The organism is Amycolatopsis sp. N2S4-7 (genome assembly GCF_058119595.1).
The window spans coordinates 4,562,848-4,576,445 of sequence record NZ_CP172299.1 but is presented as its reverse complement, the minus strand read 5'-3'; the positions used below and the strand labels follow the sequence as shown (position 1 = coordinate 4,576,445).

Below are 13,598 nucleotides of genomic sequence, written 5' to 3'. Positions count from 1 at the left end.
GCCGGCACGCGCCCAGCACGCCCGGTCATGACCTGTTGTTTTTCCGGGTATTCGCGCGACTTCGCGACACCGCGAAATCAACATAGCAACCGGACCGGGTCGCACAATGACACGATCGGGTCGCCTCCGGGTGATCACCTGTTTGCCTTCCGGCCATTCCGGATACCCCGACGGCGAGGGCTGCTCGCCTCCGGTCACTGCGGGTGTCCGGCTGTCACCCGGTCGGGAAGTTCGCAGTTCATAAGGGGAATCGCCGGTCGCCGCGTGGAGCGGCGGGACCGGTGGAACCCGGCGGAACTGCGCCGAACCGGCGACAGCCGCGGTCCGGGTGAGGCCACTCGGATGAATCGAACCAATTGCGGTTGTCGAGCCGTAAATAGATGACTAACTTGAGCGGTCCGGCGATTAATGCGCCCGGTGGGAAAGGACGTGGATGAACATCTTCGTGGCCGGCAGTCTCTGGGTGGCCGGCGCGGCCCTCGTCGGGGGCGTGATCGCGTACCTCGTCCGCCGGTTCGGCTGGGACGAGGGCAGGCCGGACAACAACGACGCGGCGGGCCAGGTGTTCACCATCGTCGGCGGGCTGCACGCGGTGCTCGTCGCGTTCGTGCTCATCTCGCTGTACGACTCGGTGGGCGACGCGGGCCAGGACGCGCAGACCGAGGCCGACAGCCTGGTCGCGGCGACCTGGGCGGCCGACGCGCTGCCGGGCGACACCAAGGACCGCGTGCACCAGCTCGCCGTCGCCTACGCGCAGACGGTCGAGGAGCAGGAGTGGCCGCGCCTGGCCGACGGCGGCACGGTGCCCACCACGGGCTGGACGCAGCTCGACCAGATGCGTCAGGCGGTGGCCGCGGCCGAGGCCGACGGTGACTGGCAGATCGACCGCAAGACCGAGGCCAGCAACCAGCTCTGGTCGGTCTACCAGGCCCGCCAGCAGCGGCTGGCCAAATCCGGGGGAGGCGGGGTCGGCGCGGTCGTCTGGTTCGCGCTGATCCTCGGCAGCCTGATCACCGCGATCCTGCTGCCCAACCTGTTCGGCGGCACGCGGCTCGCCGCGCACATCATCATCGTGTCCACCCTGGCCGGCACGATCACGTTGCTGCTGTTCGCGATCCACCAGCTGCAGAACCCGTTCAGCGGGGGCGCGAAGGTGCCGCCGGAGGCGTTCACCTCGGCGCTGGAAAGGCTGGCTTGACCGGCACGCGGGCCCGCTGGGCGGCGATGCTCGGCGTGGCCGCGGCGGTTTCGGCGCTGCTGGCGGCGACGGGCTGGCTCGCGCCCGCGTCGTCGCACCGTCCGGCGGCCCCGGACCCGTCCGCCTGCACGGTCCTGCAGGCGGAGAACGAACGTGCCGGCGCGCCGACGACGTTGCGGCTGCTGTCGCTGCCCGGCGGCGCCACGAAACGGCTCAGCCAGGCCGGGTACTGGATCAACGCGATGGGCTACTCCGCGGCGCAGGGCGTCGTCTACGGCGTCGCCGACGGCACCCGCGGCGGCCGCTACGCCCACGGCGCGCACGCGGTGCGCATCGACTCCACCGGCGCGGTCACCGACCTCGGCGTGATCGGCCGCGCCGGGCCCTGGCGTCCGGTGTGGAGCCTGGTCACCGGCGCGACCGCGGGTGCGATCGCCGGGAACCGCTGGTACGTGCGGCAGAACAGCGACCTGTACACAGTGGACATCGACCCGGCGAGCGCGGACTACCTCCGGGTGGTGCACCGGACGGCGCTGCGGCCGGTGTCGCTCGCCGTCGGCGTCGACGACTTCGCGTACGACCCGGCGGACGGGCGGCTCTACGGCGTCTCGACGACTTTCCGCGGCGACAGCTCGGTGGTCACCCTCGACCCGGCGACGGGGAAGGTCGCGGTGGTGCCGGGACTGCGCTTCCCCCGCGGCGGCGCGTACGGATCGGTGGTCCTCGGACCGGGCGCGCTGTACGCGACGGCCAACCGCGACGGGCACCGAAGCATCACCTACCGCCTGCCCCGCGACGGATCGGGCCCGGCGGTGGAGGTCGCGACGGGGCCGCCGTTGGTGAGCAGCGACGCGGCCGGGTGCTACATCGAGGCGGCTCCTCCGCCTCCGCCCCCGCCTACTACTTCGACCACTCCGACTCCGACGCCCACTCCTTCGCCGACCCCGACTCCAACTCCGCCTCCTTCGACTCCGGCTCCACCTCCGACTTCGGCCACGCCGACGCCGGAGCCGCCTCCGCCGTCGCAGCCACCGCCGGTGGAGCAGCCGGTCGAGCGAGCCGTGGCCCCGGCGCCGACGCCGACCCCGGTGGTCACGCCGACACCATCCACGCCGGTTCCGGCACCGACTCCGTCGACGCCGCACGCGCGCCCAACGGAGAAGCCCGAGCCGGCGGCACAGGACACGGGACACCGAACGGAGGAGAAACGCCGCTGGGGCCTGACAGCCCTGATCCTGATCCTCGGCGGCGGAGCAGTGGCCGCCCACGGCCGACGCCACCGGTGACGCGCGGCTGAGCCGAGGTGGCCGCGCGTTGCGGGCGGCGTGGGCTCGGGCGGCTTGGCTGTGCTGAGGCGGCGGGCCTCGCGGGCGGCACCGGCGGTGCGCGGCTGCCCGGCGGCGCGGCTGAGGTGAGGTGGCCGCGCGTTGCGGGCGGCGTGGGCTCGGGCGGCTTGGCTGTGCTGAGGCGGCGGGCCTCGCGGGCGGCACCGGCGGTGCGCGGCTGCCCGGCGGCGCGGCTGAGGTGAGGTGGCCGCGCGTTGCGGGCGGCGTGGGCTCGGGCGGCTCGGCTGTGCTGAGGCGGCGGGCCTCGCGGGCGGCATCGGCACCGGCGGTGCGCGGCTGCCCGGCGGCGCGGCTGAGGTGAGGTGGCGCGCCTTGCGGGCGGCATCAGCACCGGCGGCGCGCGCTCAGCCGAGGTGGCACCGGCGGCAGGAGGCTGAGGGCCGGCAGCACCCGCCGCGCGCTGGGCCTCAGCCGCACGCTCCGGCGGCACCGGTGACGCCGCAACCCCGCAGCGCCCACGGCCAAACCCAGCGCGCCACCGTTAACGCTCCCGCCTTCTCGAAGACCGCCGTCGTCCATGTCGGCCGCCCAGACTCCTCCTCCGGTGCGATCCACGCGCCGGAGGAGGAGAAACGGATGAGACGGGTACGAAACGCCCTGGTGGCCGGGGTGCTGGTGCTGCCGCTGGCCGCCGCCCCCGCCGCGGCGAATGACCACGGGCCGCGGGCGCACGATGATCACTTCCGCGTGCGGGCCGGGCAGTCGCTGCAGGGGCGCGTGCTCGGCAACGACCGATCCGCCACCGCCGTCGTCCGGCACACCGGTGCCGCGCACGGGACCGTGGCCCTCGATGCCGGGGGGACCTTCCGCTACACCCCGGCGCCCGGCTTCACCGGCCGGGATTCCTTCACCTACACCGTTTCCGACGCCGTCACGCTCTACCCGACGAGCCTGCCCCCGCTCGCCACGATCGGCGGCGTCGAGATCAAGGGCGGCGCGTACGGCTCCGGCCTCACCCCGGTGCCCGGCGAACGAGACGCGTTCTACGGCCTCACCGACCGCGGCCCGAACGTCGACGCCCCCGACGGCGGCAAGATCGAGCCGCTGCCCGCGTTCACCCCCGCGATCGGGAAGTTCCGGTTGCGCGCCGGGCGGGCCGTGCTCGAGAAGACGATCCCGCTGCGCGCGGCGGACGGCACGCCGTACAACGGGCAGGTGAACCCGCTCGCCGGCACCGGCGAGAAGATCGTCGACCTGACCGGCACCACGCTGCCCGCGTCGCCGTACGGCTACGACTCCGAAGGCCTGGTCGCCCAGAAGGACGGCACCTTCTGGGTGTCCGACGAATACGGCCCGTTCATCACGCACTTCACCCGCGACGGCCGCGCCCTCGAACGCCTGTCGCCGTTCGACGGCTCGCTGCCGGCCGAGCTGAAGTACCGGGTGCCGAACAAGGGCATGGAGGGGCTCACGCTGACCCCGGACGGCCGGACGCTGGTCGGCGTCATGCAGTCGGCGCTGCAGCAGCCGGACCTGACGAAGAAGCCGGGCAACGTCACGACCCTGCGGATCGTCACCGTCGACCTCGCGACCCGCGTCACGCACGAATACCTCTACCTGCTCGACAACCCCGACACGACGGGCACCGCCGTCAGCGAGATCACCGCGCTGTCGGCGACGCGGTTCCTGGTGGACGAGCGGGACGGCAAGCCGGAGCCGGGCGCTTCCAAGAAGCTCTTCGAGATCGACCTGGCCGGCGCCACCGACGTCGGCCCGCGGGCGGCGGTGCCGGGCGCGAGCTACGACGCCGTCAAGGGCGGCCTGCTCGTCGGCGGGAAGAGCATCGACGCTTACGTCGGCAAGGACACCACGGCCGACGCGACGAAGGACCTGGCCGCCGCCGGCATCAAGCCCGTGGCGAAGAAGCTGCACCTGGACCTCGGCGCGCTCGTCACGAACCTGGACCCGAGCGGCGGCTTCTTCGGCCACGACAAGGTCGAGGGCGTCGCGACGACCGACGGCGGCCGGACCGTCGTGATCGGCAACGACAACGACTTCGGCATCGACGGCGTGACGAACGCGGCCCCGCCGTACGCGCTGCACCCGAAGACGCTGCCGGACGGCCGTCAGGACGACGGCGAGTACCTCGTGGTCGACACGACGAAGCTCCCGGCGGCCACGAGCACCGCGACGGTCACCGTCGACGTGCGGTAGCCGTCAGTACTTGAACTGGTCGACGTTGTCGGCGGTGATGAGCAGCGGATCGCCCAGCAGGACGGTCTTCGACGCGGCGTCGTACTTCACCGCCGGCAACTCCAGGCTCACCTTGTTGACCGGGCCCAGCGGCTTGCCGTCGGCGACCTGCTTCGCCGTCCACGCGGTCAGGTAGCCGAGCGACTCGACGTTCCACAGCACCGACTGCGAGCACGAGCCGTCGAGCAGGTACGGCTTGATCGCCTGCGGCGTGCCGACGCCGACGGTGAACACCTGGCCGACCTTCTGCTCGTCGCCCACCGCCTTCGCGACGCCGGGCGCGGACGTCGTGCACTCGCCGATCAGCCCGGTCAGGTCGGGGTGGCGGGCCATGAGCTCCTTGGCCAGCTTCGTCGCGGTGTCCTGGTCCTCGCCCGCGTACACGGTCTCGACGAGCTGGGCCTTCGGGTAGTGCGCGGCCGCGTACTCCTTCTGGACCGCGATCCACGTGTTGAGGTTCGCCGCGGCCGGGCCGCAGGAGACGATCGCGTACTTGCCGCCCCCGCCGGTCTTCGCCATCAGCGCGTCGACGAGCGCCGTGCCGATGCCCCGGGCGCTGGCCTGGTTGACGAACACCTCGCGCTGCGTGCCCGGCGCGTCGGTGTCCGAGGTGAGCACGTGGATGCCCTTCGCCCGGGCTTCGGCGATCACCTGCGCGAGCGCGCCCGGGTCGTTGGGCGCGACGGCGATGACGTCGACCTTCTTCGCGATCAGGTCGCGCAGGATCGTCACCTGGGCGGCCGGGTCGACGGTCGCCGGGCCGGTCGTGGACCACTCCACGCCCAGCTGCTTGGCCGCCTCGAGGCCGCCGGTGTTCATCGCGTCGAAGTACGGGATGCGGGCGACCTTGGGCACGAACGCGATCCGGGTCGGCGACGGCGCGGGCGCGCTGCGCAGCTGGTCCGAGCAGCCCCCGAGCGCGAGCGCCGCACCCAGCAGCAGCGTCGCGACCAGCCGGGACGTCTTCGTCGGCCCTCGCATCCCCACCCATTCCTCAGGACTTCCGAACGGTCTGCGCGCGGTGGAGACCAAGGGCGAACGTAGAGCTCCGCGTAACTGTGGTCAACGGGATGTGCGCAAAGGGTTACATAAGTGAGTTCAACCTCGTGGACTTCTGGCGGATATCGCCTGGACGGCGGTGTCGGACACGTTGAGTGACGATCGAGCGTACTCTGCGTCGCATTCGACGTCCGTGACGGGCACCACGTGCCACGGGTACCCCCTGGGGGTATAGTTCCGGGCATGAACGAACAGCACGGGGCTTCGTGGGCGACGGCGATCCAAGCGACTCTGCACTGCCTGACCGGCTGTGCCATCGGTGAGGTGCTCGGCATGGTGCTGGGCACGGCGTTCGGCCTCCACAACGCGGCGACCGTGGTCCTGTCGATCGCCTTGGCGTTCGTCTTCGGCTACGGCCTGACCATGCGGGGCGTGCTGAAGTCTGGGCTGGCCCTGGCGGCGGCGTTCAAGGTCGCGCTGGCCGCGGACACCGTGTCGATCGCCGTCATGGAGCTGATCGACAACACCGTGGTCGTGGCGGTTCCCGGCGCGATGGACGCGGGGCTGGCCAGCCTGCTCTTCTGGTTCGCCCTGGCGCTTTCGCTGGCGGTGGCGTTCGTCGTCACGGTGCCGGTGAACAAGTGGATGATCGGGCGCGGCCTCGGCCATGCGAAGGTGCACGCGCACCACCACTGACGGTCCGGGGAGGTGGCGGCCTCCCCGGTTCAGCGGGTCAGACGCTCGACAGGTCGACCGCCCGGTCGACCTTGCGCCGGTCGAGGACCCGCAGGATCCCTTCCAGCAGGTAGTAGTCGGCGTAGGGGAGCGACACCTCGACGCCGTCCTCGGCCGGCCGGTTGCGGGTGCAGCGCGCGACGCTCGCTTCGGCCCGGGTGGACTTCGTGGTCAGGCAGGTCCGCGACACGGCGGTGAGGATCCGCAGCGCGCTTTCCCGGTACCGCGAATGGTGCGTGAGCTCCGCGAGGTCCAGCAGGCCGCACGCCATGATCACGCCGGCGGAGGCGTCCTTGACGTCGTCCGGGGCCTGCGGCGCCAGGTAGTCCCACACCGGCACGTGGTCGGGCGTCAGCCGCGACAGGGCGAAGTCCGCCAGCCGCCGCGCCGTGGCGAGGAACTCCGGGTCCCCGGTGCGGCGGTGGATCGTCGTGAACCCGTAGACGCCCCACGCCTGCCCGCGCGACCAGCACGACGCAGGGCTGTAGCCCTGCACCGTGTTCGGCCCGATCGGCGCGCCGGTGACGGGGTCGAAGTCGAACACGTGCGGGGTCGACCCGTCGGGGCGCAGGAAGTTCCGCTGCGCCGTCTTCGCGTGCGCGATCGCGATGTCGAGGTACCGCGGGTCCCCGGTCTGCTTGCTCGCGAAAGCCAGCAGGTCGAGGTTCATCATCGTGTCCATGATGACGCGGCCCGCGTTGTTCGGGTCGCTCAGCGCGCCCCAGGCGCGGATGAACCGCCCGGCCGGGTTGTAGCGCTTGATCAGCGACGACGCCGCCTGCATCGCGCCCGCCTTCCAGTGGTCGTCCCCGGTGAGCCGCCAGGCGGTCACCCAGGACGGGTAGAAGAGGAAACCGAGGTCGTGCGTGCCGGTGTCGTTCTGGCGCGGCGCGAGTTTCTCCGCGGAGGCCAGCGCGAGCGTCTTGAATTGTTCCTCGCCGCTGTGCAGCCAGGCCAGCCACAACTGGCCGGGCCAGAATCCGCCGACCCAGTCGCCATTCTGCGAATAGGTCCATTTCTCGAACTTCGTGCCGACCGGAAACGCGGTGACGCCGGGGGCGACCGCGCGGAGTTTGGCTACTGCGTAATCGGCCGCTTGGCGGAGCGTCCGGGTGACCGATGCCTGGTCGGAGGCATCGAGGGTGGCCGCGGTGGCCGTGGAGGAGGTGCTGGCGCTCGCCGCCACCGCGGCACCGGCCGCGGTGGTCAGCAGGGTTCTCCGGGTAACGCTCACAGGTGCCCGCCATTCCGTGTGGGGAAATGCTCCAGGTGCCCGGAAGTTTTCCACAACGGACTGGCGCTTGTACACCCGGCGGATAGTCGTTCAAGGTTGTGAATTCATGTCCCGATGGGCGGGATATTGGCATTGTGGTGGAACAAGTCGTACGCCGTCCCGCCGGTGTGCAGCTCCGGCGTCGGCGCGACCGCCGCGATCCCGAAGACGAAGCCGTCCTGGCGGTGGCCGCCGCGCGAACCGCAGCGCCGCCGGGGCGTCGCCGAGGCGCCAGAAGAACAGGCCGAGCTCGACCAGTGGCCCGGCCGGGTGCAGCCGGAACTCGAACTCGGGGACGACGCCGAAGTTGCCGCCCCCGCCGCGCACCGCACAGAACGGGTCCGGGTGCTCGGTTTCGGAGGCACGCAGGACGCGGCCGTCCGCGGTGACGGCCTCGGCGGAGAGCAGGTTGTCGATCGAAAGCCCGTGACGCGCGGTCAGCCAGCCGAATCCGCCGCCGAGGTTGTGCCCGCCGCCGCGGACGATCAGCGCGGGCCGCCGGTCGATTTCGCCGTTCCAGACCCGGCGGGCCTCGTCGTAGCCTTCGTCGCTTTCGGACAGCACTCTGCCGCGGATCCGCGCCGGGAAGCTGTCGCTGGTCGTCGTCATCGGCCCGGTTTCACCGGCTGCCAACGGACTCCGGTGGTCGGGCGCGCGGGCTTCGGGGCGGTACCGGACGCGCGAAAGGGCGAAGGCCCGGCGGGGGACGCCGGGCCTTCGCTGTTATCGCGGGGGTGAGGGCAGTCAACCACGCGATGCTCGGGGCTCGCTGGAGCCGGGGTTCAGCAGTGCGGCGCGACCGGGAGGTCGGAGCCGGTCTGCACGTAGGTGTCCGACACGTAGTGGCCCGGGCCGATGCGGTCCCAGATGTTGCCGGTGCCGAACTTGCCGGTGACGGTGTCACCCTCGACGTAGCACTCGATGTTCACCCGGGCGTAGTTCGCCGCGAGGCCCTTGATGGCGGCCGTGGTGCTCGCGCTCGCCCGGACGTTCATCGGGTCGCCCGCGGTGCTGACCACCCCGGTCGGGCCGGTGCCGGTCCACAGGTAGGTGACGTTCACGTTGCCGTTGTCCGACATGCCGAGCCCGTCCCAGAAGACGCCGTCGGCGAGGTCGATGCCGGCCGGGTTCGCCACCTTGTAGCCGAGGCCGCTCTTGCCGCCGTTGTAGCCGTTGTAGTACGCGGCGTACGCCTCGGGCTGGCCCTGCGGCAGGTCCTTGAACTTGGTCCGGACCGACGCCGGGTTCCAGTAGTCGTCCTGCTCGTTCCACGGGCCGACGTCCCACACCGGCGCGTACTCGCACTTGCTGCCGTCGGTGCGGCAGACGCGGACGGTGTAGTTGCCGGATCCCTTGCTGGACAGGCCCTTCCCGGACGGCAGGGCGACGAAGTGGTCGCGGCTGGTGATGACGTGCCCGTTGGCGGTGGTGCCGCCGATCAGGCCCTCGCGGGTGCCGTACACCTTGTAGGTCAGCGGCGCGGTTTCGGCCAGCGCGTTGACCTGCGGCGCGTTGTCGGCGCCGAGGGTGACGCTCTTGACCGACGGGCGGACGCCGTCGGTGGTGCTGTGCAGGCTGATGCGCACCTGCACCGAGCTGACGGCGGTCTTGAGCGTCGTGCCCGCGGGCGTCCACTCGGTCCAGTCGTTCACGCCGGTGCGGCCGCGGACGTCGACGTCGACCGAGGTGCCCTTGGGGGCGTCGGCGGACAGCTCGGCGCTGACGCGGTTGGCCGGCGAGCCGAGCGCGTGCTCGGCGGTGGTGAGGCTGCCCTCGCTGCCGGCGAACACCCGCGCCGTTCTGTGCCAGGCGGCGTCGGCCAGCGTCAGCGTTCCGCCGGCGGCGGCGACGTTGACGTCATCGGTGTCCACAGTGGACAAATCGGCGGTCCAGCCCGCGCTGCCCGCCAGCGCCGTCGCGGCCTGGGCGGGGGCTCCGGCCAGCGCCGTCACCGCCCCCGCGGCCAAAACCACCGCGGTCACGCGGCCGGCCTTCCTGATCCGGATCATCCCCGGTTCTCCCTTCGCACTTGTTCACTCGAACGTGGCGAAAGACTGGCGGGGCGGCGTACATGATCTGTACAAGCACCGCGCCGCGCAGTTGTGCCGGAGCCGGACCCGCGCGGGGCCGGAGTCAGGCGGAGACGATGTGCGGCGGCTCCACCACCGCGGTCAGGGATTCCTGCGGACGGCTCGAGAGCTCCCGCCAGATGGCCAGCGCCCGCTCCGAGTAGTCACGGGACCGCTCCGGCTGCGAAAGCGCCCGGTGCAGCTCGCCGAGCAGCTGCGACACCTCCGCCTCGGACCGGCGGTCGCCGTTGCGGCGGTGCACCGACAGCGAGTTCACCAGCAGCAGCTGCGCGTGCGCGAAGTCGCCGCTGTGCAGGCACAGTTCGCCGAGGTTCTGGTTCGCGTAGCCGACGCAGTGGTCGTCGCCGAGTTCGGTGAAGATCGCGATGGCGCGGTCGACGTGCTCGCGGGCCGCCGCCAGGTTGCCCTGGTGCTGGAACAACAGCCCGAGCCGCTTGAACGCGTGCGCCTCGCGGTGCCGGTCGCCGATCTCCGCCGACAGCTCCAGGGCGTCCGTGAACCAGCGCTTCGCCGCCGCGTAGCAGCCGCGGGACATCCAGACCGCGCCCGCGCCGATGCGGGCCACGGCCTCGCCGTGCGGGTCGTCCGCTTCGGCGAACAGCTTCAAAGCTTCGTGACAGTGGTCGAGCGCGAGGTCGTCTTCGCCCTCGATGCGCAGGATGGTGGCGAGCCCGGTGAGCGCGATGCCGACGCCCTGGGCGTCGCCGACCTGCTCGAACAGCCTCTTCGACTCCTCGAACGCCACCCGCGACCCGTCGTATTCGTCCTGGTAGAGCAGGTACTGGCCCAGGTTGCGCTGGACGATCGCCTCGGCGCGCAGCGACCCGGTCCGGCGGGCCGCGGCGAGCGCGATGAGGTGCGTGCTGTGCCAGTCGTCCTGGTGCCCGCGTAGGTCGAAGTACGGCGTCAACGCCGACGCGAGCTGCCAGGCCAGGTCGTCGAACCCCCGCTCGGCGGCCAGCGAGACCGCCGCGACACTGGTGTGCCGCTCGGCGGCGAACCACGCGGCCGGGTCGTCCGGCAGGACGTCGGCGGGCACGGACGGGCGCGGCAGCTCGTCGTCGCAGTACATGCCGAAGAAGTGCAGCGGCATCCGGCGCGCCGCCTCGAGCGCCAGCGCCAGGTAGCCGGACAGCACCCGGTGCAGGCCCGCACGCGTCTTCGCCGCGTCACTCTGCTCCGCGAGCTCCACCGCGTATACGCGCAACAGGTCGTGGAGCCGGTAGCGCGGCTGCCCGGCCGAATCGGAACCGACGAGCTCGACGAGGTGGCCGTCGACCAGCACGTCGAGCACCTCGTCGGCCTCGCGGCGGCCCAGCACCGCCGCGACCGCCCACGCCGGGAACTGGACCGGTCCGAGCAGGCCGAGCCCGCGGAACGCCGTGGCCGCCGACATCGGCAGCAGGTCGTAGGACAGCGTGACGCTCGCGCGGACGGCGAGGTCGCCGACGCGCAGCTCGTCGAGCCGCCGGTGTTCGTCGCGCAGCCGGTCGGCCAGCAGCCGCAGTGTCCAGCCCGGCCGGTGCGTCAGCTTCGCGCCGGCCACCCGGATCGCCAGCGGCAGGTGCCCGCACTGGCGCAGGATCGCCGCCGCGCTCTCGGGCTCGGCGGCGACGCGCTCGGCGCCGACGATCCCTTCCAGCAGCCGCGCGGCCTCGGCCTCGGGCAGGAGGTCGACGTCCACCGGCTTCGCGCCGGCGAGCCCGGGCAGCCGGATCCGGCTGGTCACCAGCACCGCGCAGGCGCCGGCGCCGGGCAGCAGCGGCCGCACCTGGGCGGCGCTCCCGGCGTCGTCGAGCACGACGCACATCCGCCGCCCGGCCAGCCGCGACCGCAGCAGCGCCGACCGTTCGGTCGGCTCCCGCGGCAGGCCGGCGTCGGGGATGCCCAGCGCGTGCAGCAGTTCGGCGAGCACGCCCATCGGCGCCCGCGGCGAGGAGGACGTCCCGGCCAGGTCGACGTGCAACTGGCCGTCGGGGAACTCGTCGCGGACCGCGTGCGCGATCCGGACGGCGACCGCCGACTTGCCGACGCCGGGCGCGCCCGAAAGCACGACGACAGCGGGCGTGCCCGAGCCGGCGCGCTCCCGCATCAGGGCGACGACCTCGCGGAGCACGTCGGCGCGGCCGGTGAAGTCCGGCAGGTCGAGGGGCAGCTGGCAGACCGGGGCGACCTCGGCGGGCCGCGGGACCACGAGCACCTCCGGCACCAGCGTCGCGCGCAGCTCGCGCAGCCGGGCGCCGGGTCCGGCGTCGAGCTCTTCGCGTAGGACCCGCTCGGCCGACTCGTACGCCTCGATCGCGTCCGCGGTCCGGCCGGCGGCGCGCAACGCGACGATCAGCTGCGCCCAGAGCTCCTCGCGCAGCGGGTGCTCGGTGACCAGCCCGCGCAGCTCGGCGACGGCTTCGCCGCAGCGGCCGAGGTCGATCCGCGCCCGCAGGCGCTGTTCCTGCACGGAGAGCCGGAGTTCGGCGAGCCGGGCGACAGTCGCGCCCCAGCTGTGGTCGTGCGGCAGTCCTTCGAGGACTTCGCCCCGCCACAGGGCGTCGGCCCGGTCGAGGAGTTTGAGAGCGCTTTCGGCTTCGCCGCGATCGAGCGCTTCCTGAGCTTCGCCGGCGAAGGCGGCGAAGGCGAGGTGGTCCAGTTCGGCCGGCGACGCGGTCAGCAGGTAGCCGGAGGCCCGGCTGCTGATCCGCTCGCCGAGGTCGGGGTCGATCTCGGCGAACCGTCTTCGGAGCGAATGGACGTACGTGCGGATGTTCGCCGCGGCCGACCGCGGCGCCGACTCCGGCCACAGCACTTCCACCAGCACGTCGGTCGACACGACGACGTTCGGCTGCAGCGCCAGCGCGGCGAGCAGCAGCCGGGGCTTCGGACCGCCGAGCGGGATCACCCGCCCGGAAGCGGTGACCTCCAGCGGACCGAGGACGCGGATGGTCAGCGAGGTGGTCTCAACCTGCCCGATGAGTTCCCCCATAACCGGATGCTATGGCCGCCCGACCTCGGGGGATAGATCCATTCGGAGTGTCTGTGCGCGCGCGTGCGCGCGGGGCCCGGCTTTGTACGAGACGTGTACGGCCCGAAGTCACGCTGCCGCCATGAAGCGTTTGAACCTCCGGCGTATCGCCGGCATCGGGGTGATCCTCGCGGCGGTCGGCGCCCTCGTGGTCGGCGGCGCGCTCGAGGCGTCGGCGGCGGCGACCGGCACCGTCAAGACCGCGGGCGACCCGCTCAACGTCCGCCGGGCGCCCACCGCGAGCGCCACGGCCGTCAAGACGGTCGCCAACGGCGCGACCGTGACCATCGACTGCCAGATCAACGGCTCGTCCGTGACCGGGACCTACGGCACGGGCACGCTGTGGGACTACGTGCCCGCGCTCGGCGGGTACATCTCGGACACCTACGTCTTCACCAACTCCGACACGCGGGTCGCGCCCGACTGCGGGGTCGGCACGGGCAGCGGCCAGTGCGCCGACGCCTGCGCCGGCGAAGGGCAGTACCGCTCCTCCGACTCGCACTTCCTGGTCTACGACACGAACTCCGACGGCTACTCGGCCGTGGTGGCGTACTGGCTGAAGGGCGGCGCCGGGCCGTTCTACGTCTGGAACTCCGGCGGCGAGGGCACGAAGGTCGACAAGGCCGTCACGGTCCCGCACGGCGGCTGGGTCTTCTACAAGGTCTGCGTCGCCAACTACACCACCGGCAAGCCGGACCTGAAGTCCTGCAGCGACGGCGTCACCGACTTCGCGGCCTGACCGCGTCCC

At 72.3% G+C, this 13,598-nt stretch carries 9 protein-coding genes and 1 pseudogene; 5 read left to right on the top strand and 5 right to left on the bottom strand.

Going from position 1 to position 13,598, the window contains the following annotated elements:
• Nucleotides 1-433 precede the first annotated feature (433 nt).
• From ACH54P_RS21400 to ACH54P_RS21390, 3 genes are all read left to right on the top strand, one after another.
• On the top strand, nucleotides 434-1,198 hold the full coding sequence (locus ACH54P_RS21400; protein ID WP_489915388.1) for a bestrophin-like domain: 765 nt from the start codon (nucleotides 434-436) through the stop codon (nucleotides 1,196-1,198).
• Nucleotides 1,195-2,484 carry a DUF6923 family protein gene (locus ACH54P_RS21395; protein ID WP_489915386.1) on the top strand — a complete coding sequence of 430 codons (1,290 nt, stop codon included), beginning with the start codon at nucleotides 1,195-1,197 and terminating at the stop codon, nucleotides 2,482-2,484. Before ACH54P_RS21400 ends, ACH54P_RS21395 begins: the two co-directional genes overlap by 4 nt.
• Nucleotides 2,485-3,120: 636 nt before the next feature.
• Nucleotides 3,121-4,698, top strand: coding sequence for an esterase-like activity of phytase family protein (locus ACH54P_RS21390; RefSeq protein WP_489915384.1), 1,578 nt, complete (start codon nucleotides 3,121-3,123; stop codon nucleotides 4,696-4,698).
• A gap of 3 nt (nucleotides 4,699-4,701) precedes the next feature.
• On the opposite strand, the gene ACH54P_RS21385 is transcribed toward ACH54P_RS21390, so the two are convergent.
• Nucleotides 4,702-5,718 carry an autoinducer 2 ABC transporter substrate-binding protein gene (locus ACH54P_RS21385; protein WP_489915382.1) on the bottom strand — a complete coding sequence of 339 codons (1,017 nt, stop codon included), beginning with the start codon at nucleotides 5,716-5,718 and terminating at the stop codon, nucleotides 4,702-4,704.
• 261 nt (nucleotides 5,719-5,979) lie between these two features.
• Between ACH54P_RS21385 and ACH54P_RS21380 the strand changes: the two genes are divergently transcribed.
• The gene (locus ACH54P_RS21380) at nucleotides 5,980-6,432 is read left to right on the top strand and encodes a DUF4396 domain-containing protein (protein ID WP_489915380.1); all 453 of its coding nucleotides are present in this window, start codon (nucleotides 5,980-5,982) and stop codon (nucleotides 6,430-6,432) included.
• A 37-nt stretch (nucleotides 6,433-6,469) separates the two neighbouring features.
• Here the strand turns inward: ACH54P_RS21380 and ACH54P_RS21375 are convergent, their stop codons facing one another.
• The 4 genes and pseudogenes from ACH54P_RS21375 to ACH54P_RS21360 form a co-directional block, all read right to left on the bottom strand.
• Nucleotides 6,470-7,705: a glycoside hydrolase family protein gene (locus tag ACH54P_RS21375; protein ID WP_489915378.1), complete on the bottom strand. Its 1,236-nt coding sequence runs from the start codon at nucleotides 7,703-7,705 to the stop codon at nucleotides 6,470-6,472.
• A gap of 231 nt (nucleotides 7,706-7,936) precedes the next feature.
• Nucleotides 7,937-8,353 (bottom strand): annotated as a pseudogene (locus tag ACH54P_RS21370) (FAD-binding oxidoreductase); the annotation flags it as partial.
• 173 nt (nucleotides 8,354-8,526) lie between these two features.
• Entirely contained in the window at nucleotides 8,527-9,753 is a 1,227-nt protein-coding gene (locus ACH54P_RS21365) for a DUF8814 domain-containing protein (protein ID WP_489915377.1), read from the bottom strand.
• A gap of 124 nt (nucleotides 9,754-9,877) precedes the next feature.
• On the bottom strand, nucleotides 9,878-12,811 hold the full coding sequence (locus ACH54P_RS21360; protein WP_489915375.1) for an AfsR/SARP family transcriptional regulator: 2,934 nt from the start codon (nucleotides 12,809-12,811) through the stop codon (nucleotides 9,878-9,880).
• Between the two features lie 121 nt (nucleotides 12,812-12,932).
• On the opposite strand from ACH54P_RS21360, the gene ACH54P_RS21355 reads away from it, so the two are divergent.
• On the top strand, nucleotides 12,933-13,589 hold the full coding sequence (locus ACH54P_RS21355) for an SH3 domain-containing protein (protein WP_489915373.1): 657 nt from the start codon (nucleotides 12,933-12,935) through the stop codon (nucleotides 13,587-13,589).
• The last annotated feature ends 9 nt before the right edge of the window (nucleotides 13,590-13,598 follow it).